General features: G+C 60.0%; 20 protein-coding genes and 2 pseudogenes. 17 read left to right on the forward strand and 5 right to left on the reverse strand.

Going from position 1 to position 17,506, the window contains the following annotated elements:
- The first annotated feature begins 13 nt into the window (after positions 1–13).
- Both NKG95_RS32490 and NKG95_RS32495 read left to right on the forward strand, forming a co-directional pair.
- Positions 14–1,177 (forward strand): mandelate racemase/muconate lactonizing enzyme family protein, encoded by a 1,164-nt coding sequence (locus NKG95_RS32490; protein ID WP_352848988.1) that lies wholly within the window; start codon positions 14–16, stop codon positions 1,175–1,177.
- A gap of 22 nt (positions 1,178–1,199) precedes the next feature.
- Entirely contained in the window at positions 1,200–1,949 is a 750-nt protein-coding gene (locus NKG95_RS32495) for a ribonuclease activity regulator RraA (protein ID WP_353043665.1), read from the forward strand.
- 458 nt (positions 1,950–2,407) lie between these two features.
- On the opposite strand, the gene NKG95_RS32500 is transcribed toward NKG95_RS32495, so the two are convergent.
- Positions 2,408–3,310: a LysR family transcriptional regulator gene (locus NKG95_RS32500; RefSeq protein WP_353043667.1), complete on the reverse strand. Its 903-nt coding sequence runs from the start codon at positions 3,308–3,310 to the stop codon at positions 2,408–2,410.
- Positions 3,311–3,430: 120 nt separating this feature from the next.
- Here NKG95_RS32500 and NKG95_RS32505 point away from each other — a divergent pair, with 120 nt between their 5' ends.
- Together NKG95_RS32505 and NKG95_RS32510 are read left to right on the forward strand one after the other, a co-directional pair.
- Positions 3,431–4,324: an NmrA family NAD(P)-binding protein gene (locus NKG95_RS32505; protein ID WP_353043669.1), complete on the forward strand. Its 894-nt coding sequence runs from the start codon at positions 3,431–3,433 to the stop codon at positions 4,322–4,324.
- Between the two features lie 46 nt (positions 4,325–4,370).
- Positions 4,371–5,693: an MFS transporter gene (locus NKG95_RS32510; RefSeq protein WP_084643007.1), complete on the forward strand. Its 1,323-nt coding sequence runs from the start codon at positions 4,371–4,373 to the stop codon at positions 5,691–5,693.
- Between the two features lie 113 nt (positions 5,694–5,806).
- Here the strand turns inward: NKG95_RS32510 and NKG95_RS32515 are convergent, their stop codons facing one another.
- Positions 5,807–6,391, reverse strand: a complete 585-nt coding sequence (locus tag NKG95_RS32515; protein WP_023721817.1) for a CGNR zinc finger domain-containing protein — start codon at positions 6,389–6,391, stop codon at positions 5,807–5,809.
- A gap of 128 nt (positions 6,392–6,519) precedes the next feature.
- Between NKG95_RS32515 and NKG95_RS32520 the strand changes: the two genes are divergently transcribed.
- The 7 genes and pseudogenes from NKG95_RS32520 to NKG95_RS32550 all read left to right on the forward strand — a co-directional run bounded on the left by NKG95_RS32520 (position 6,520) and on the right by NKG95_RS32550 (position 10,606).
- Positions 6,520–7,422, forward strand: coding sequence for an alpha/beta fold hydrolase (locus NKG95_RS32520; RefSeq protein WP_353043672.1), 903 nt, complete (start codon positions 6,520–6,522; stop codon positions 7,420–7,422).
- 9 nt (positions 7,423–7,431) lie between these two features.
- Positions 7,432–7,521: pseudogene (locus NKG95_RS32525) on the forward strand (CopG family transcriptional regulator); the annotation flags it as partial.
- Between the two features lie 1,378 nt (positions 7,522–8,899).
- Positions 8,900–9,151, forward strand: a complete 252-nt coding sequence (locus NKG95_RS32530; RefSeq protein WP_352849001.1) for a hypothetical protein — start codon at positions 8,900–8,902, stop codon at positions 9,149–9,151.
- Positions 9,152–9,213: 62 nt separating this feature from the next.
- A pseudogene (locus NKG95_RS32535) lies at positions 9,214–9,514 on the forward strand (DUF1236 domain-containing protein).
- A 154-nt stretch (positions 9,515–9,668) separates the two neighbouring features.
- Positions 9,669–9,872 carry a CsbD family protein gene (locus NKG95_RS32540; protein WP_031194857.1) on the forward strand — a complete coding sequence of 68 codons (204 nt, stop codon included), beginning with the start codon at positions 9,669–9,671 and terminating at the stop codon, positions 9,870–9,872.
- 104 nt (positions 9,873–9,976) lie between these two features.
- Positions 9,977–10,303: a hypothetical protein gene (locus tag NKG95_RS32545; protein WP_353043674.1), complete on the forward strand. Its 327-nt coding sequence runs from the start codon at positions 9,977–9,979 to the stop codon at positions 10,301–10,303.
- Positions 10,304–10,387: 84 nt separating this feature from the next.
- Positions 10,388–10,606: a KTSC domain-containing protein gene (locus NKG95_RS32550; protein ID WP_352849003.1), complete on the forward strand. Its 219-nt coding sequence runs from the start codon at positions 10,388–10,390 to the stop codon at positions 10,604–10,606.
- Positions 10,607–10,631: 25 nt separating this feature from the next.
- On the opposite strand, the gene NKG95_RS32555 is transcribed toward NKG95_RS32550, so the two are convergent.
- Positions 10,632–11,054: a YidB family protein gene (locus NKG95_RS32555; RefSeq protein ID WP_023721812.1), complete on the reverse strand. Its 423-nt coding sequence runs from the start codon at positions 11,052–11,054 to the stop codon at positions 10,632–10,634.
- Positions 11,055–11,916: 862 nt separating this feature from the next.
- On the opposite strand from NKG95_RS32555, the gene NKG95_RS32560 reads away from it, so the two are divergent.
- The gene (locus tag NKG95_RS32560) at positions 11,917–12,477 is read left to right on the forward strand and encodes a DUF1003 domain-containing protein (RefSeq protein ID WP_353043676.1); all 561 of its coding nucleotides are present in this window, start codon (positions 11,917–11,919) and stop codon (positions 12,475–12,477) included.
- Between the two features lie 315 nt (positions 12,478–12,792).
- Positions 12,793–13,062 (forward strand): DUF736 family protein, encoded by a 270-nt coding sequence (locus NKG95_RS34390; RefSeq protein WP_084643003.1) that lies wholly within the window; start codon positions 12,793–12,795, stop codon positions 13,060–13,062.
- Here NKG95_RS34390 and NKG95_RS32570 read toward each other — a convergent pair.
- Positions 13,052–13,582, reverse strand: coding sequence for a Ros/MucR family transcriptional regulator (locus NKG95_RS32570; RefSeq protein ID WP_023721808.1), 531 nt, complete (start codon positions 13,580–13,582; stop codon positions 13,052–13,054). The two genes, NKG95_RS34390 and NKG95_RS32570, sit on opposite strands and share 11 nt — an antisense overlap.
- A gap of 563 nt (positions 13,583–14,145) precedes the next feature.
- Here NKG95_RS32570 and NKG95_RS32575 point away from each other — a divergent pair.
- The 4 genes from NKG95_RS32575 (at position 14,146) to NKG95_RS32590 (ending at position 17,016) form a co-directional block, all read left to right on the forward strand.
- On the forward strand, positions 14,146–14,586 hold the full coding sequence (locus tag NKG95_RS32575; protein WP_353043678.1) for a hypothetical protein: 441 nt from the start codon (positions 14,146–14,148) through the stop codon (positions 14,584–14,586).
- Positions 14,587–14,733: 147 nt separating this feature from the next.
- Positions 14,734–15,720 carry a methyltransferase gene (locus tag NKG95_RS32580; protein ID WP_353043680.1) on the forward strand — a complete coding sequence of 329 codons (987 nt, stop codon included), beginning with the start codon at positions 14,734–14,736 and terminating at the stop codon, positions 15,718–15,720.
- Positions 15,721–16,128: 408 nt separating this feature from the next.
- Positions 16,129–16,506, forward strand: coding sequence for a VanZ family protein (locus tag NKG95_RS32585; protein WP_245278716.1), 378 nt, complete (start codon positions 16,129–16,131; stop codon positions 16,504–16,506).
- A 144-nt stretch (positions 16,507–16,650) separates the two neighbouring features.
- Positions 16,651–17,016 carry a hypothetical protein gene (locus NKG95_RS32590; RefSeq protein ID WP_023721803.1) on the forward strand — a complete coding sequence of 122 codons (366 nt, stop codon included), beginning with the start codon at positions 16,651–16,653 and terminating at the stop codon, positions 17,014–17,016.
- A gap of 300 nt (positions 17,017–17,316) precedes the next feature.
- On the opposite strand, the gene NKG95_RS32595 is transcribed toward NKG95_RS32590, so the two are convergent.
- Positions 17,317–17,506: hypothetical protein (locus NKG95_RS32595; protein ID WP_353043682.1), on the reverse strand; the 190-nt coding region annotated here is incomplete at its 5' end.

Raw genomic sequence — 17,506 nt, forward strand, 5'->3', positions numbered from 1 at the left:
AACGTGGGCGTGGATGACTGAGAAGCTTAAGATCACCGCGATCAAGCCCTATCCGGTTTGGGTAGGAACGCGCAACCAGATGCTCGTCAAGGTCGAGACCAACCAGGGCATCTTCGGCTGGGGCGAGAGCGGCTTGAGCGGTCGCGAGAGGGCCGTGGCCGGCGCGGTCGAGCACTATCGCGAGTTTCTCATCGGCCGCGACCCGATGCAGATCGGGCGGATCTGGCAGGAGGTTTATCGCAGCCAGTACTTCGAAGGCGGGCGAGTCCTGCAGGCGGCGATTTCCGCCATCGACATCGCCCTTCACGACATCAAGGGCAAGGCGCTGGGCGTGCCGGTCTACGAGCTGCTAGGCGGCAAGCAGCGCGACCGCGTCCCCACCTTCGCCTCGACCGGCGACGAGGCCGAGGGCGATGTTGCCATCGAACGGGCCCGCGAACTACGCGCACAGGGGTGGCAGGCGATCCGCTTCTTCCCCTTTGGGCAAAACAGCAAGGACATCTTCGAGCCGCGCGAGTCGATCGGCGCTACCGCGGGTATGCTGAACAAGGCGCGCGAGGCGCTGGGCGACGACGCCGTTCTCGGCATCGACTATCATCATCGGCTGTCGGTGGCAGAGGCGGCGAGCTTCTGCAACAAGCTCGGCCGCGGCGTGCTTGATTTCCTCGAGGAGCCAATACGGGACGAGACGCCGGAGGCCTATGAATCGCTGCGCACAATGACCGACATCCCCTTTGCCATCGGCGAGGAATTTGCCAGCAAGTGGCAGTTCCTGCCCTACATCGAGCGCGGCATCCATCAGTTCAACCGGATCGATGTTTGCAATGTCGGCGGGCTCACCGAGGCGATGAAGGTCGCTGGCTGGAGCGAGGCGCACTATGTGGACCTGATGCCGCACAATCCGCTTGGTCCAGTGTGCACGGCCGCTACCGTGCATCTCGCCGCCGCGGTACCCAACTTCGCGTGGCTCGAGACCAGGGCGCCCGAGACAAAGCTGGGCTTCGACAATTCCGACTTCTTCCCCGTGCAACCACGGCTCGACGGGACCGATTACCCGGTCGGCGATCTGCCGGGGCTCGGCGTCGAGGTCAACGAAGTGGCGGTCCAGGCGCAGAGTTGGCGTTTCTGGGAAGCGGCTCACCTTAGGCGCCGCGACGGTTCTGTTACGAACTGGTAGTTCCATTCAATCGGAGTCCACAATGACGCATACGTCCGACATTACGCGGCCGCCTAAAGACCTGATCGAAGCGCTAAGGGAGATCGGCGCCGCGACGATTGCCGGCACACTTGGCCACATGGGCTTCCGCAATCCGCACATGGTCGGTCCGGTGGCGCAAAACCACGGGAAGTCGATCGTCGGGCCGGCGCTGACGCTGCAGTTTCTGCCGCAGCGGCCGGACCTGTTCACCGAGGGAGAATATGCCGATCCGGAGACCCAACTTCACCGGCACGTGCTCTACCACGCGCAGGAGGGCGATGTGGTCGTGGTCGACGCGCGCGGCGACATGAGCTCGGGTGTCTTTGGCGATATGATGTCGACTTATTTCAAGGGCAGGGGCGGGGCGGGTATCGTCATCGACGGGTGCATGCGCGACCGGCCCAATGTCGAAAAGCTCGATCTACCCCTATGGCTGCGCGGCTGGACGCCAAACTATCATGTGCAGACCAGCATCTATCCCAATGCCGTCAACGTTCCGATTGCCTGCGGCGGTGTCACGGTGATCCCCGGCGACATCATCGTCGCTGACGACGACGGCGTGGTGGTGCTTCCCGTCGTGATGGCCCCGAAGGTGATCGAAGAATCACAGAAGCATCACGATTGGGAGGAGTTTTCGCGAGCCAAGCTCATGGAGGGCGGCCCATTGCAACGCTACTATCCGCTGCATGACGATGCCCGCGGGGAGTACGAGGAGTGGCGCAAAGCAAATCGCTTGGAAAACCCGAGTTAGCGCATCAACTACCTCGTGGCGGGGCCGGGGAGTCGAGTTTCGTCGTCGGGCGCCCACTGCACTGCACTGAACGATCGAGACGGTCCGGCTCCCGCCATCTCGTGCGGGCACCAAGCGTTACACCATGCGGACCTCCAATGGCTAACCGGAAGCCTCATCAGCGCCTAGAAGCTGACGTAGCACCGGGCGTTCGGCAGCCGAGTTCCGCGACGATCGACGCCATTGGCGAAGGCGTGACGAAGCTTGTACGGGCTGCTGCAGAGTAACCTCATGTATCGCCAAGACACGCCACGAGGCGGCTGCTGATCCTTCTCGCAGCGCGGATCACCTAGTCTCTAGGCGCGGCGAAACGCTTTTTCGGCGTCCGCCGGTACGAGGCACGATCAGCCTAGTCTAGTTCGAAAGAGCTCCTGAAGGCGACAAACGGCGGCAGGCTTAACAGAAAATCAGATGTCGGTTCAATTTCGCTCGCTGTCCCCAATGACTAGGTTCTGAACCAGGAAGTCGATGAAGACGCGCATCTTGGCAAGTGGAAGCCGGGTCGCTGGCCACACCACATGAATCGGGATCGGCGGTTGTTCGAACGCTGCCAGGATAACCTCAACCGCCCCGTCGTCTACCAGGTCTCTTACTTGCCAGAGTGGTACCCGACCGATGCCCAACCCCGCAGCGACCGCCGCATGGCTTGCGGCGGCATTGTCGACGTGAAATCGCGCACCCACATTGACGCTCAGCTGCTTGCCGGCTTCCAGGAATTGCCATTTTCCAGCATCGCGGTCGGTGTTGCGGAAGATGCACTGATGGTTCGCTAGCTCCTTCGGATGTTGTGGCCGCCCGTACGTGGCGAAATACGACGGAGCGCCGAAAACGACGAGACGCATCGCTCCAAGCCGCCGGGCCTTGAGATCGTAGTCGCGGAGTTCCCCGATGCGAACAGCAAGGTCGAGTTCATCTTCAATGAGATCGACGAATCGGTCCGACAGTTTGAGGTCGACCTCGATCCTCGGATAGCGCTCCATGAAGCGGGCCACGACGGGTACCAGGTAAGTAGGGCCGAAGAGCACCGGCGCTCCTACTCTTAGGAGTCCGAAAGGTTCGGCACTGCGCTTGCCGGCTTCGGCCTTTGCTTCGACAATCTCAGACAGTGCCGGTTTCACCCGTCGATAAAAGTCGTGGCCTGCCTCAGTCGTTTGCGTGTTGTGGGTGGTTCGGCGGACCAATTCGACACCGACGCTGGTTTCAAGCGCGGCAAGCGACCGGCTGACAGATTGCAAGGAGCGGCTGAGGTGCCGCGCCGCGGCTGAGAGATTGCCGCGCTCCACGACAGCGAGAAACGCCTCAATGTCTCGAAATCCGCCCATGATGATCTCTCAAATTTAGAGAGACCATATCACATTTTCCGCGCCTACCATCCGAAAAGCGGAACTCGATATTTCACTCGATGGGGCAGGGACGCCACCTCGCTACGAAAGGAAGAACTCATGTCAGAACCCAAGAAACGAACTGTTCTGGTTGTCGGTGCGTCCGGCCGCAGCGGCGGCTTCGTCGCGGCCGAGCTTGCCCGGCGGGGCATAGCGGTGAGGGCGTTGGTCCGCAGTGAGTACGCTGCTGCGACGGCACGCGCGAGCGGAGCGACCGAAATTGCTTCAGGTGACCTTCGAGATCCGGAGAGCCTAAAGGCAGCGCTGAGAAACGTCGACGGAGTCTATCATGTCGGACCGCCGTTCGTGGCCGATGAAGCGGACCTAGGCATAACCATGGTCAAGGCCGCAAAGCGTGCCGGTATCCGCACGTTCGTTTTCTCTTCAGTTATCCACCCGGCGAACGGACTTGCAAACCACGCAAGCAAACTGCCCGTTGAGCAGGCCATTCTCCGCGCGAATTTGGATTACACCATCCTCTATCCGGCGACGCTGTTTCAGAACATGGCAGCTGCTTGGAAAGGCGTGGTGGAAACCGGCGTCTTTGCCGAGCCGTTTGCGAAAACGGCGCGCCTGGCGCGTGTCGATTACCGCGACGTCGCCGAAGTGGCGGCCGAGGCCCTGACGTCCGACCGGCTCGCCTACGGCTCTTTCGAGCTTGCGGCAGAAAGTATGCACGATCGCGTTGAAATTGCGGGGATGATGAGCGTCGCCCTTGGCCGGCCCGTGGAGGCAGCCGAGGTGACGTTCGAGCAATGGACCGCTGTCGCGAAGCCGCCCTTCCGGGGGGAGCAGCTTGCTCAGCTCGAACGGGTATTTCAGTCCTATTCCGACTTCGGTTCCGCCGGAAACAGCCTGACCTTGCGTGCCATCCTCGGACGCCAGCCCCGCACGTTGCATCAGTTTTTCGAGGAACTTGCTGCAGCGTCGCGCGGGGCGGCCGCGGCCGCCTGATCTCATCGACGCCTTCGGCCATTTTCTCGCAAAGAGGGTATCTCCGATGTCGGTCTCCCAATTGATCTTCCAACTCGTGCCACGGCGCAGACACGGAACGTCATCTCTCGATTACCCTGGCAGAAGCAATGCCTCTGCCACCGAGGGCCGCTTGGTCCCAGTTTTCACCGCCGCCATCGCCGCAATCGTATTGAGCCTCTATGCCTCTCAACCGTTGCTCGGCTTGATTGGGACTACATTCGAGGTTGGTCCGGAAATGGCGGGGTTGGTTCCGACCGTCACACTGCTTGGTTACGCAGCCGGACTGATCTTCCTGGTCCCGCTCATCGATCTGATGGAGAACCGTTGGCTTATCGGGCTGACACTTGTCCTCATGGTGCTTTCGCTGATTGCCAGCGCGCTTGCCCCAACGGCGGCACTTTTTCTTGTCGCCTCGACCTCCGTCGGCATCACCTCCACGGTCGCGCAGATGCTCGTTCCGGTCATCGCGAGACTGGCGGCGGAAAAAGATCGGGGCCGCATCGTGGGCACGGTGCAGAGCGGCATCGTGGTGGGCGTCCTCCTGTCGCGCCCGTCCGCAAGCCTGGCTGCCGAGTTTCTTGGATGGCGTGCATTCTATGGTATCATGGCCGTATTGGTTGCTGTGCTCGGCCTGATCCTTGCGCGCGTTGTCAAGGCTCATCGCCCGGCGACCGGTCTTCAGTACGGCGCTCTCATCGGATCGCTTTGGAAGCTGATCCGTGAAGAGCCATTGCTGCGCCGTCGCGTGCTTTATCAGTTCCTGCTGATGGCTGCCTTCAATATTTTCTGGACGGCGGTCGCCCTGAGGCTTGCTGAGCCACCATTCGGGCTCGACCAGATTGGCATTGCAGCCTTCGCACTGGTCGGCATACCCGCTGCGTTGATTGCGCCTTTCACGGGCCGGATCGCCGATCGAGGCTGGTCAGATGGCGCAACGCGATTTGCACACCTGTCGGCTTTCATCGGCGTCGTGCTCATCGGATTGCCAACTTCCGGCGGCTGGGGTCTCTGGGAGGCGGATCGCTTCCCCTGGCTGTCGCTCGCGGCGTTGGCCATTGGGGCGGTTCTGCTTAATCTCGGTACTGTCGCCGACCAGGTGCTCGGCCGCATCGCCATCAACACAGTCCGACCGGAGGCGCGCGGACGCATGAATGCGCTTTTCACCGGGTTGTTCTTCTTGGGTGGGTCGGCCGGCTCCAGTCTCGCTGGAGTATGCTGGGCCCAGGCCGGCTGGGCAGGCATCAGCGGTGCAAGCTTGGTCTTTGCCTTTGCTGCACTGATCGCCAGCTCTGCGAACTGGCATCCGGGGACACCTTCGGTGCCGGGGGAAACCTCAACAAACCTGTAACAAACGAATAGTCAGCTCGCGCCGAGCTCGCCGGTGGCACAACGACGCGCCATGATGTTTGAATCCGGAGCCCACAATATGCGACGAATGAGGCCATGGCGCGGGATGCGTTGTCATCTTACCTCGTACGATGCCACTTGGCCCCGATGGCGGGCTACCTTTTCGCGATTCCCGCAAACCCGCATATTGCACCAGCGACGTTTTCCGCCCCGTGAGATGTCTACGAAGAGCCACCCACATCGTGGGCACACGCGGAGCCTTGCGCGGGGTAGCGTAAAAAACGCCTCGATGGACAAGAACGCAAGGAATGCGGTCACCAAGGCTGGGTCTTCCCATTGATCAGACGCCAGAGCGAGCCGTGTCCCATCCCACGCGACTTGCTGGGCTCCCAACCTGTTTGCGGCGCGTGAGCATAAAAGACCAAGCGGTTGCGAGGGAGGCTCCAGATTTGAGGCGATCGCGTCGAAGAGCGCGTATGACGATTCCCGTATGTCACGAACTTCGTGGAGGAAGTGCCGATCCCGTATCTCGGCAACGGCTACTGCTTCCTGTTCGTCTGCCAACCCCGCGGCGAGCAACCACGTCCCGATATCGCGAGGGGAGTTGAAGAGTTCATTGTGCAGGGGCGGGTTTCGCCGGTCATACACGGCGTTCGAAAGGTCGAGGGCGGCGTGGCCGCCTATGAAGTGCTCTGGCACCCAGGCCGTGGGATCGCGCGACAGGGAACTTGACCTTTAATATTCCGTTACATGGTTACAAAACGTAACCGGATTGACCGATTTATCAGGTTTCTTCGCTCGCTGCAAACCAAAGACGGAAAACGGCCATGCTGAACGTTCATAAAGCCAAGCATCATACGGTCCAAGTGGACGGGGTGAACTTGTTCTATCGCGAGGCGGGGCGGCGCGATGCGCCCGGTGTCCTGCTGCTCCACGGCCAGCCCAGCTCATCGTACAGCTTCCGCGACGTCATCAACCCGCTGGCGGAAGTGGCACGGGTCGTCGCGCCCGATCTGCCCGGGTTCGGCTTCACGGAGGCGCCAGAAGACTATCCGTATACGTTCGAGGCCCTGGCGCAGACGATCGACGCGCTGACGCACGAGATCGGGCTGGAGCGGTTCTTCCTCTACGTCCACGACTTCGGCGCACCCGTCGCTTACTATCTGGCGCTCGCCCGCCCCGACCGTGTGCTCGGACTCATCATCCAGAATGGCAATGCCCACGAGGAGGGCCTCGGTCCGGACTGGGACGCGAACAAGGTCTATTGGGCGGATCCCACTCCGGAAAACCGCGCGAAACTCCCGGAATGGCTGAACTTCGAGGGCGTGCGGCACACTTATGTCGGTGACATCCCGGATCAGCTTAAGCCGCTGTTCGCGCCCGAGGGCTGGCATCTCGATTGGGAACGGATGCGCAGGCCGGGGCTGGTCGAGATACAGTTCCGGATCTTCGCCGAGTATGGCCGCTACGTCGCCCGCTTTCCGGAGATATCGGCCTATCATCGCGATCATCAGCCGCCCGCGCTCATGCTCTGGGGGCGGCACGATCCGTATTTCGAGATCGAGGAGGTACTCGCTTATGCCCGCGAGCTCGATCACCTGGACATGCACATCTACGACGCGGCGCACCTCCTGCTCGAGACGCACCCTCAGGAGTGCGCGGCCCTGATGTGTGAGTTCATACTGAATGCTCAATCAAGCTCAGGACAGTTTGCTCGACAAATGCGATGACGGGCCTAGGCTGGCGAGCGATACGACGCGTTCGTCGCCGCGGTCGGTCGACGGCTCACCAGGGGCCCGAAGCTGCGCCACGAGATTTCCGAGGACATCGTTGATGGGCGGTCCGATCAGACGGCCATCTGCAGCTGGCGGGGCAATCCGTCCAGTGCTAACGACAAGATACGTTCACAGCCATGCCTCCATGCCAGGTCGCCTGCGATCGACCAGACAAAGGAGACTAGCGGCGGCGCGGCTGCCAGCTTTTCTTGAAAGCCCGCGGTTCTGCGCGGTACGTGCGCCATCGAGCCGTGGCAGAGAATGTTGGGGCAGGGTCCATTGGCGGTGGGAGGAACCCACATCCAACCTTCTCCAGCTGAGAAACTGCCTCTCGTGCTTGACCGACCTAGTGAGCTGGGGATCGCAGTCGAAACGAGAACGCGTCCGCCGAACATCATTGCCTCGGGGCGAAGCGGCTGACCAGAAGCGAGCGGCGAAACCAGCCCCGGGCAGCGTTTCTAACCTGTGTGTCGGACGTGTGTGGACTCAGTCGTTCGAGTTTGTCCATGGGGAATTAGGCCGGCCGCAAGTGGATAGGACCATGAGCTGAGGCGTTGCTGTGCGCTGTTTTTTGACATTTCGACCTTGCGGTGTCGGATTGTTTGTATGCAAACCAGTTTCACGACGCTATCTTCCTCATCCTCAACGGAAGATTCTGGGAGGAATGCATGGCTCGGCATGAGCAACATGCCGTTGAAATCGTTAGGGACAAAGAGTGGTCGGTTCGCGTCACGGGCAGCGGCACCACTACCACGGTCCCTTTTACATCTGAGAGCTACGCGCGTTCGTTTGCAGACGGTCAGGCGTTCCGGCTGGGCGTTCAAGTGGCAGAGCTCATGAAGGCGGCCTAGCTGCACGCTTTTTTGTCCCAAATTGGTGACAGGTGGCTCCGATCAGCCCGCGTTGGGCCCGCTCAGAGACCTGGGCTGCCCGCCGAAAAGGCGACGTTGAGCGCCGCGCCGGCCGCTGGTTGGTAATTGGGATGCTTGCCCGGTCGGCGAGCTTGCAGTTCATCGCGCAGGACCTTCGCGGCGTCGTGCCTTTAAGATTTGCGCTTGTAGGCATGCTATACGAGCGGGTGGTCAAGGCTCTGGCCCGCGAGCAATCCAGCCGGATTTGTTTGCTGACCGGAGGAGAAATTCGGCATGAGTCACGTTGTATCGCTTCATGGCGATAAGCGCTGGAAAGCTGTTCTCGTCTACGACCATCAGAACGGCCCCATTACGATCGAGCACTATTTTGAAGAGATTTCCGAGCTTCATAACGTCATCGAACACGGCCCGGACTGGAACAAACTGATTACGTGCACGGTGACAATCAACCGGACGGACGGCGGCGAGGAGCAGAACAGCAGGAAAAAGAGGCGCGTCATGAACATTGGTGAATCGCGGAGCGCTTCCTCCGGGTCGCCGAGATCGAGCGCTCAAGTCATGTGTATGTCGGGCCGGCGACGCTTCGTGCGCAGCAGCTGCCCTACATCCACACCGACGCCGACAAGCTCAGCTGGCGAAAAGAGGTGGGCGACAAGCTCGATCCAAAGGCTGACCCGCTGGCGGAGAAGCGAAAGGCGTTCTGGGACCGCATCGGCACCATGCCCCCGGCCCAAGAGATCAGCGAGCTTGAGGCCCTTGGATCTGGCCCAGGCGAGGAGCGCTCCAACAAGTCCTTCTGCCCGTTTAGGTAAGTAGCCTCGCACGGAAGCATCAAGCACCGTAGCGGAAGGTTGCCTCGCTGGAGGATTGCTATATGGGAAAGCAACTTTTATCTGCTGCCACAGGAATCTTTCTATTCGTAGGTATCGGAACCGCCGCCGCTCAGGACGTCATCATTCAGCCTGAGCAAGACATGGTGATCCGGGAATATGTAAAGAAGAAGCCGATAGCATCCCTGAGCCTTCCCTGTGCTGAGCTCAACATTGGCACCGCTCTGCCCGACACAGTCAGAGCTTTACGAAGTGCCGGACGTTCAGTACCGCTATGTAGTCGCCGAGGGACGAACCGTCCTGGTTGATCCAGGTACCCGCAAAACTTTTAAGATCTACGACTGATTTTCTACCTGAAGCCCGCCGTGCCGAAAAGGTGCGGCGGGCTTTTTGCGTTCAGCCGATCCAAGCAACTGATCGGGAAGCCTTTCGTTTCGTAGAACCAAAACCGGTGACAATCGTTTCGTAACTATGGCGATCCCGCCTGATGGAGAAAACCATGGACTGGAACCGCGTGGAAGGAAACTGGAAGCAGGTCAAAGGCAAAGTTAAAGAACAGTGGGGCAAGCTCACTGATGACGATCTCGATCTAATTGCCGGAAAGCGTGACCAGCTCGAAGGCAAAATTCAGGAACGCTACGGCATCGAAAAGGACAGGGTCCGATCCGACGTCGATGACTGGTACAGCCGCCAATCATGGTAGCGGACGATGCGCCCGCCGCCGGCATACGGCGGCGGGCAGCCTCACGGAACGCGCGAGATGCCGCGTTTGGTTCCAAAGTCGCCAGGAGCTATGTCGGGTTCTTCATGCTTACTGCCATCAATACTTCCGGTACTCCGGCAAGCGACGAGGTCGATAGCTTCGTCATCCTGCCACCTTCAGGGGCTCGGTCCGAAGCGGTGTTGCGCGAGGTCGAAGCATTCCTGAAGGCCTGCTTGCCGGAATATGATTTTCTTGCAAACGGCTGCGGCACGCCGTTCGACGATGACTACCAAATCGTGCCAATCCGTTGCGTTTGCGGCGAGGAGCCGGGCACGTTGCGCTTGCTCGACTTTCCTGACCCGTCCATCATGATGGGCATCGCTGCCGCTCTGAAAAGTTTCAGGCCAGGGCAGCCGCCGGCGCTGAACTAGAGGGACGGTCGCGCCGCCGGGCTTCCTTTGCGCCCCGCCATCAAAGACGAGGAACGCGACGGCTTTTCCGCTCGTTGATCCTTTATGCCCTCTACCTCGATTCGCAAAACGGAGTACGATCCCGAGCGGAAGGTACTTTCGGTGTGGTTCGTGGCCAGCGGCAAGCGGTACGAGTTTGAGGGTGTTCCGCCAGAGACCTTTGCGGCATTCAAAGCCGCGTTCGCGAAGGGCCGCTACTTTAACGACCACATTCGCAATCATTTTCCGTACCGCTTGATTGCGAGCGATAGCGACCCGGGATGACCTGACATGTCGTGGCGAGGTGGCGCTAAGTGCGACCAGTCCTTGGGACCTCGTCCAGGAGACTTGGACCTTTGCTCGGTGGCAACTGGCCGTCGGGAGTGAGCTTGTCCACTGCGTCAGGGAGTTCTCTTGTGAGCCGATCGAGAAGCTCGTCATGGGACAATCCGGTCTGCTCGGCCAGATCGTTCAACGTTTGCGGGTCGATTGCTTTTTCAACCTGCTCCCGCTGAACGGGTCGGTTTGATCCTTTACTTACCCACGAATCAACCTGGTCGCCGGCACCTGCATTCCTGAGGCGGTCCAGGATGTCGCCGAGGCCGCCGGGCGAGCCGGCACTATTGGGATCTGTCGATCTCTTTCCCGCGATCAGCTCGCCGATCTTGTCCTTGTTCTTGTAGGCAAGCAGGCCAAGCAACGCTATGGCGACCTTTCCTATGTCAAGGCTCATTTGTCGTCTCCTTCATCCAAAAGGGACAAGGCATGCGGCTCTGAAAGGTTCCGCCGGGTCGGATCTCCCACCGGAATTCCGGGCCAGCCTCGCACATGTTGTATATTAGCATCTGCGGAACTTTCGGCCCTTTCGCGTGTTGGTGCCTGTACTCCGGCCAGACAGCAAATTGTGATCAGCTGTTGGTTGCACTTGGCCCGTCGGCTTCGGTCGGCGGGCTTTTGTTGTCTTGGGCAGAACCCCCGCCTACGACGATGGTTCGATCAAGCAGCACCGTGCCGCCAGCCGCATAACGGTTCGTTAGGCATGTTGAGGCGGTGATGGGACTATCTCCAAACGTTCCATCGACCGTCTTCCAAGCGCTCGGTAGGCGGGCAGGCATGCATCATCTCCCAATGGGTGTCGCCCTCGCCATTTCGCTTGCATTCGGTATAGTCGTGACGGCGATTGCCGGGAAGGATCAGTCGGAAGGCTGCAGCACGTGGTGCTCATCGGTCCTGGGCGATGTTCCCATGAGGGGCACGCGTCACGATGTAGAGGCGGAACCGGACATCGGGCACTCCGAGCCCTAAACAGAGGGCCGTAGCACCCCCTGGACGACCGCGGTGCGCTGAGCCTCGATGCCCAGTCCCGAGCGGCCTTACCGCCGCGTGGAGACACCACTGCGCTCGGCAACTTGACCTCCCCAAGGGTGCGCAAACTGCAAACCACCGTTTGTTGGCGCCAAGCGTCTAAGACCCCGGGCCCCGGTAAAAAGCGGAGCCAATGATTTAGATGGCTCTAGTCGGGAACAAAGTCGAATACCCATGATTTTGTACGTTGCCCTGAGTGGCAGGACCGATAGCTATCCAACGGGTGTTCCATGGATTCTCCAACGTTGCCTCCGCCACCCCCGACTGAACTCAGCCAAACACTGAAACGCAATATCCAAGCGATTGAGGAGCGCCGGGCGAAGGAAGCAAGCGATGCAACTTTGGAAGAGAAAATCGCTGAGGCGATTACTTCTTTTACGGGCAGTATGCGTTTCGTGTACCTTCACTTGGCCGTGTATGGCGGCTGGATCGTCTTGAACTTGGGCTGGATACCGATCACTCCGCCATTTGATCCGACATTCGTGATATTGGCTATGGTAGCTTCCGTCGAGGCCATATTCCTCTCGACCTTTGTACTGATCAGCCAAAACCGGATGTCAGTTGCCGCAGATAAACGGGCGGATCTGGACCTTCAGGTGAGCCTGCTAACGGAGCACGAACTCACAAAGCTTACTGAACTTGTCGATTCAATAGCGGATCGGTTGAGTGTAAAACCAGCCTTAAGCGATATGGAAGTCGGCGAGATTAAGAGAGACATTGCGCCAGAAGCAGTACTGGACGAGATCGAATCGAAGCAGCGGGAGACTGCGAAGAAGCTGGACCAGCGCTGAAGGTGGTGACGAAGGTCACTGATGTGTCTCCCTCTAGCTCATGGATCGACGTCTCCTTCCGGCGCGCCCTGGTCTTCAGCCAGAAGATTGCTTCAGTGACGGCCCTCGACCTTCACCGCTCGCCTTGCGGTATAGGTTCTCGGCGACCCGTGCGTCGGCCTTGATGGCGCCGCTCTCGAGCTTATGGGCATAGGTCGCCTTAAACCTGCTCGTCTGTGGCGAGCACGCAGGCAATGTCGCCCGTGCTAAGCCCGAAGCCGGCCAGCGCCTCCACCCTACCCGCGAGGTTCATCTGAGCGGGCCGGAAGCAGGTCAATCAGAACGAGCGCGTCGGCACCGCATGGAAGACGTCGCGAAAGCCGCGAATATCACTCGGTCAAGCTCGACGATCCAAGCTTTCCTGCTCCGATTTATGCAAGCGTGGTCGATACCCAGACAAAAAACGAGTTCTCGCTCATCATTTTCCCGCCGCGCCGCAGAGTGATCCGCCCCAACACGGAGCCCCGTCGCAAAAGGCGGGCTTCGCCACGTTCAGGTACGACACTGCTTGGAGCTCCTTATCGGGTGCAGCACGCTACGCTTTGACGAGTGCCTTGCGCGCCTTCTTCACCGGCGACTTGACGGCCGTTGCGGTTGTTGTCGCCGCCGCGGCGCGAGCAGCTCGTTTTGGTTTTTCTGCCGCTGCTGGTGCGGGCGCCGCCTTGCGCCCGAGCCCAATTGATTTCGCAAGAGCCGAGCGGGTGGCTGCGTAGTTCGGCGCCACCATCGGATAGTCGGACGGCAGGCTCCATTTCTGGCGGTACGCGTCGGGCGTTAAATTGTAATGAACTCCGATGTGCCTCTTGAGGGATTTGAACTTCTTCCCGTCTTCCAGGCAGATGATGAAATCAGGTGACACTGATTTCTTGATCGACACCGCCGGCTCCAGCTTGACTGCGGCCGGAACGACAGGCGTGCCGATCCCTTGCAAAGCAACATAGGTGTCCCCAATCAGCTTCGACAACTCGCCGACCGGCAAGGGATTGTTCGACACGTAGGCGGAAACGATGTCGGCCGTAATTGATGTGAGATCAGCCTGGTTGTTTCGGTCCGGAGAAACGTTCATCGAGTTTTCCTCTTGTCTAATGGCACGCGTTGAAACGGATGAGCTGTTTATTTCGGAATCAGGCAAACAATTCGTCGTTTCCGCCAACAAACCTCATTCGTTGCAAATATCAACCGGCACGCTTCGCTTTCATCAGCTCCAGACAAGGTTGGGAGGCGCTCGAGGTCGGCAGCCTGCTGATGAAGCAATGCAACAGCAGCTTATTCGGCGGGGTCGAGGTCCGACACAATGCCACCGATCGGCAGCGGCAGGAACGAGGCCCAGATCACTGGGCCCGCTGTCTGAGAAGTGCCAGGTCAGCGTCCCATTGACGTCGAAGGCTACAGCCGGACCGGTCTGCGCGACACGCGCATGAGCCCGCGGAAGCAGCGGCGATGATATCGCCGAACTCTCGCGCCCTCGGCATCGCCAGGCAGACATCCCCGGCTGTTCGGGTGCCTCGGCGCTTCAGAACGGCCATCCAGCATCCGGAGTTGGTGCGCAATCTGATCGTGATTACGATAGCGTTCTGGCGAGCTTTTCTCGCTTGACGCTTTGCCACGGGTGCGTTTTTCTCTTGGGCCATGCTCAAGCCCTTGCTAGACACCGACGTTGCCGACGAGGCGCCTGGCTACGACGAAGAGCACCTGCTTACCTTTATCCGGCTGCTTGATGCTTCTGACGAAGGGGCCGATTGGAGGGAAGTTTCTAGGATCGTTCTGCACGTGCATTCGGACAAGGAGCCGGAGCGGGCCTTCACAGCCTGGCAGACGCATCTAGCGTGCGCGCACTGGATGACCATCAACGGCTATCGATATCTTCTTTCCGGTGGCGCGCTGCGAAGCCAGGATCTGGTGAAAGTCACCGCGATGAAGATCGGAATGGTATGGACGGCTCGTTTGAACGGCATTTTGAAGTCCCAAATTTCAGTAGCTAAGCAGCGGCGCGGGTATGATCTTTCACAAACCCGCGCACCGGGTACAGCCCAACCCAATTCCACGCCACTGGCGTGGTGCAATGCCTGATAGACCGGTCGTGCTGTAGAGTGCGGCGTGTTTTTCACGGTCGGTCGCACAACTCTTCAGCTTGGATAGGTGAGGACAGCGCCGCCTCGGTCCAATCCGATCTTCCGAGCCTCAAACTCGGTCCTGGATTGCGCAAGGAGATGTGGCATGGTTGGTTCTGATCGGATCGACAAACTGATCGCAGCGGTGCCCGCGGCCTTGGCGCTTCGCGCCGGGCTGGACCTCGGCATCTTCACCCGGCTCGGGAGCAGCGCGGTGACCGCTGACGGCCTTGGGGCCGCGCTCCAAGTCGAGCCCGATCGTCTGTCGCGGCTCCTCTACGCGCTCGCCAGCATTGGTCTTCTCGAAGTCAACGATGGTCAATTTCGCAACGGAGCCGAAGCGTCAGCCTTCCTCGACGCGTCCAAGCCAACCTATCGCGGCGGCGATCATGCCCTCCTGCGGGAGCTCTGGGGAGCCGACTTGCTGACGGCAGAGTCGCTGCGACAGAACCGGCCGGCTGCGCTGCACGACTTCTCCGAAGCGGGGGCCGAGGCCGCGGCGGCTTTCAGCCGCAGGCTCGCACCGGGCGGGGTGATTTTCGGCCGACATTTGGCCCGGGAGATGGACCTCTCGGCGATCAGTTCGGTGATCGACATCGGCGGGGGCTCCGGGACCATTCTTGTCGGACTTCGGGAGCGGTGGCCGCAGATTGCGGCGACGCTGATGGAGCTCCCAACGGTCGCAGCGGTCGCGCCAGCGATCCTGTCAGAATACGGCGCAGACGACGTGGTCGTCGAAGAGGGGGACATAACTGTCGCTCCATCGATCGGTCGGCACGATCTGGCGATCCTGAAGGCCGTCGTCCAGGTGCTTCCGCCGGACCAGGCGCGCAGTTCGATCCTGAACGCGGCACGTTGCCTCACACCCGGAGGCGAGATCGCAATTGCGGGGTGGGGTGTCGTCGATGACGACCGCCTCGGCCCGCCTGAGGGTGTCTTTCTGAATGTCACTTTCTTGAACCTCTATCGCCACGGCGAATCGTACACTGAAGGTCAGTATCGCGCGTGGATGACCGAGGCTGGATTCCGGGATATTTCGAGGTCGCGCCTGGCGGACGGCTCCACGCTCTTTCGTGCGCGCCTCACGGGCTGACCGTGGCTGAATCGTTGATTTTCGGACGCAGGGATCTCCGAGGCGCCCCGCGACTTGATTGCGGTTGCGGCTGTCTTGTCGCTGCTGCCGCCCGAGCAGCTCGTTTTGGTTTTTCCGCTGCAGCTCTTGCTGGCGCGGCCGCCGTTGGTGAACAACCGGGTGGCCGGTTCGGTACGCGCAGCAAACTCCCCCTCCGATTGCTGCATTGGTCGGTGGCACCGATCGCAGCCCGCTTCTGACGCCCGCCCTGATACTGCCGTATTAAACGCAGAAGCCTACCGAGATTCCAATTTACCTTTTTCCCAGCCATCTGCGGCAATGGACTCTGTTCCCCAATGTGCCGCCACGTGCGGATGGCTATGTTCGAAGTAGCGGCGTCCTAAGTTCGGATAAAAGGAGTGGCCTGATTTGTTGCGTGCGAGACCTTTTCCCATCGTGGCAAGGATTGCTTTTCTGGTCACACTGGCCGGTGTCCTCGTGCTCGCGCTCTCACCGGTGTGGCTTTTGCAGAATTTTGGTTTCGGGTTCACCTCTCACGATGACAAGCTCAATCACGCCGCAGCGTTCGTCGTGTTGACGGCTATCGGCAGTCTTGGTTGGCCAGAGCACAGAGCAAGGCTGATAGTTTTTCTCGCCCTTACTGGCGGCGCGATCGAGATACTGCAGGGCATGCAAATAATAAGTCGCGACATGGATATCTTCGACTGGTTTGCCGATTGTGTCGGCATCGCGTGCGGGCTCGCGATTGCAAGCTGGACAAAGAAATTAGCTGACGGCTTCTCCTAGAGGTCGCATCCTGGCAAGTACGGGCTGGCCGCGTAAAGTACTTGCGCGGTGAATAGGATTTGCGGCACGCTTCGCTAAAGGATTTCCGCGAGGAGAATGGGATGGCCGTAGCTAAGAAGGACTCGGAGTCCCGGAACTAGAAGCATGAAATACGTCATCGCCTCGCTGTTCGGCGCCTTGCTGCTGTTCGGTTTCATCGCGTTGGCTGGCGCTGGCCACGGGTGGATCGCGGGCGCGTTGAGTTGCCTGCCATTAGCTGCGGTCTCGTTTGCCGCTTGGCTCAACGCACTGCGCACTATACCTTCACTCCATATCGCTAACGGATTGCTTGTTACCGCATGCGTCGTGCTCGTAGGTACGGCGTATGGAACGCTATCAGAAGGCGCACGGTACTTCCTTGATTATTGGCACCTGCAAGGTCCCCTGGCCGGGCCGGTTATCGCCCTCATCTATTTCAACTGGGTCTTCGCTTGCGGGCTCACGTGGTGGCGTCGCCGCGCAGAGACTTAGCTTTGCATCGCCCTCCCGGGAACCCACTAGAGAGGACCGACGAGCAAGAAGACCATCGCTCGGCAATCGCAAGCTCCGCTTCCGTCCTCGCCTCTCTTTCTGGGTCCATATTGTCGGCGGCGATGAGCCGTCGCGGGGATTGCATGATTTCGCCTCGCGTCCATCCGGCCCAAGCAGGCAACCTACGATGGCTTGGAATCCCGGCCCCATGGCCTCCTGGCAGTATCTCGCGATCGGCACGCCGTGTCGTCTTGGCGGCGTGATCATCCTCGCTCCCTAGAGATACGCTTAGCCGGCACGCTACTCGATGATCTTCACAACCACGTTTTCACGGCTTGCTTCTGCGCGCGCGTAGTCGATGCTAGCGTTATAGTCCGCTTTCGGGCTGGCGATTCTTTCAGGGCGCTCTGCTGGACCGCCGATGATATGTGGAGGCGCTCGCAAATCGCGCCCTACGCGCGGGTTGATCGGTTGAACAACATCAAAGCTT

Origin of the sequence: Mesorhizobium sp. M1423 (genome assembly GCF_040317575.1) — a bacterium.
GTDB lineage: Bacteria > Pseudomonadota > Alphaproteobacteria > Rhizobiales > Rhizobiaceae > Mesorhizobium.